Here is a 2,033-nt window from a genome sequence, read left to right on the forward strand (position 1 = left end):
AGTAAATTCTAAAATATCATCGGCTTCATCAATAATCAAAGTCTTGATCTGGTTTACTTTAATTCGACCACTTGAGAAGAAGTCAAAAAAACGGCCTGGTGTAGCTACGACCACTTCAGGATGCTTTTTCTTCAGATTGTCTTCTTGTCTCTTTCTATTGCCAGCACCAACCAAGCTGACGCCTTTTAATCCTAAAGCGTGGATGTAAGGATTAATTGCATGACGAATTTGTACAGCTAATTCAGTCGTTGGCGCAATAATTACCACGCTGTTAGCATTACCTGGCTGTGCTTTTTCCAAACTAGGAAGTGCATAAGCCAATGTCTTACCCGTACCTGTCTTAGCCAATCCAACCAGGCTCGCACCATTGCGAATGGCATCATAGCTTTCTTTTTGAATTAAAGTTGGCTGGTCCTTGTGTTCTCTAATTAAAACTTGTTTGATTTTTTCTTGATACATTATTACTGTGTTAATTGCCCATACTTTTGCTTATATTGACCAACGGTCCCGTTATACGCGTACATCGTTACCTGGCTTTCTAAGCCTGAAACATTCCTTACGCGTCCGTTAGTAGTGTAGCACCAAAATGAATACTTTAATTTATTCGGTGCCTTACTATCTGATGACATAAATAACGTTTGCGGATTAAAGTAATGTTGATATTTATGATCAACTTTCACCATGACTCTTTTGCCAGCTGCTTGCAATAAAGCCGCAAACTGCCCCATTGACCGCAAATATCTCGCTGAACGAGTAGTCACTGCCGGTACAATTAGAATTGGCAGCGAGCCCGTATTTTGTCCTACTTGCTTAAAAAAAGTAGCGGTAATGCTGCATCGGAGTCGATTCATTGCTATAGGAAATCTCACTACCAAATGCCAAGTTCGTTCCTAAAATTTGGTCACGATAAGACAGATAGTTTTCATCAAAATATGATCTGCCTTGGGTTGCTTTCAAATATATAAAGGAAACGCCATTAGATTGCAATTTATGTAAATCAACATAGTCAATATCTTGATTTAACTCAATCCCAATCGCACTTGAATTAGCATCTGGCGGTAAAGTTGTTTGCCGCTTAAAATTGAAAAAGCCAATCAAAAGAAATGCAATCGCCAGAATTAATAAAGTCAAAATCGCTGGCAAAGTATACTTATGCTGAAATCTTTTCATCGGCTAAATTCCTCCCTTAATTATTTTAACCGAAAAGCCTATCAATACAAAAATTTCCGAGACTGTAAAATAGTTTGTGTAAGGATGAATGATTCCTTAAATTTATTTCTTTAAACATTAGAAAAAGGAGTTCCTTTCTCGTATGATTGGTTTGAACAAAAAAACACATACAGAAAGAAGAACTCCTTCATGAATGATTTTACCAAAGATTTTGCTCAAGCTCTATTCAATCCAGACAAAATAAATGATTTATTGCGCAAAGAGCTACAACAGGCTGTTAATAACTTGTTAGAAGCTGAATTGACTGCCTTTCTGGGCTATGATCCCTATGCCAGAAATGGCTGGAATACTGGCAACTCTAGAAATGGTGCTTATTTCCGCAAAGTTGATACGCAATTTGGCCCAATTGAAGTGCAAGTGCCTCGGGATCGCAACGGTCAATTTCATCAGCACACGCTGCCTGACTACAAGCAGCACTCGGATATCTTGGAAAGCATGATTATCAAGCTTTACTCCAAGGGCGTGACCACCAGGGAAATAGCCGATCTAATTGAAAAGATGTATGGCAGCCATTACAGTCCAGCTCAGGTATCAAATATTTCCAAGCAGATGATTCCAAAGGTTGAGGCTTACCACAAACGCAAGCTAAGCGACAAGTTTTTCTGCGTCTATTTGGATGCGACATACCTTCCTTTGCGCCGAGAAACATTTGAGCGTGAAGCAGTCTATATTGCCATTGGCATCAAGCCTAATGGGCACAAGGAGGTCATTGACTACTGCATTGCGCCTAGCGAGAACATTGAAGTCTGGACAGATATGCTTCAAAACATGAAATCCCGAGGCTTAAAGCAAGTTGAGCTTTT

The 2,033-nt window shown here is 39.4% G+C and carries 3 protein-coding genes; 1 reads left to right on the plus strand and 2 read right to left on the minus strand.

All coding sequences use genetic code 11. The annotated features are described in order from the left end of the window. The coding region (locus AC1EJ0_RS08110) for a DEAD/DEAH box helicase family protein (protein WP_480023990.1) at nucleotides 1-459 on the minus strand (459 nt) is incomplete at its 3' end. Nucleotides 460-810: 351 nt separating this feature from the next. Further along, nucleotides 811-1,170, minus strand: a complete 360-nt coding sequence (locus AC1EJ0_RS08115) for a glycoside hydrolase family 25 domain-containing protein (protein ID WP_005725299.1) — start codon at nucleotides 1,168-1,170, stop codon at nucleotides 811-813. A 189-nt stretch (nucleotides 1,171-1,359) separates the two neighbouring features. Between AC1EJ0_RS08115 and AC1EJ0_RS08120 the strand changes: the two genes are divergently transcribed. Next, nucleotides 1,360-2,033: IS256 family transposase (locus AC1EJ0_RS08120; protein ID WP_480023991.1), on the plus strand; the 674-nt coding region annotated here is incomplete at its 3' end.

Source organism: Fenollaria sp. C0166D3 (genome assembly GCF_056590255.1).

Coding starts and splice junctions, on each gene's coding strand:
- AC1EJ0_RS08115 (WP_005725299.1), bottom strand. CDS start 1,170: ATGAAAAGATTTCAGCATAAGTATACTTTGCCAGCGATTTTGACTTTA.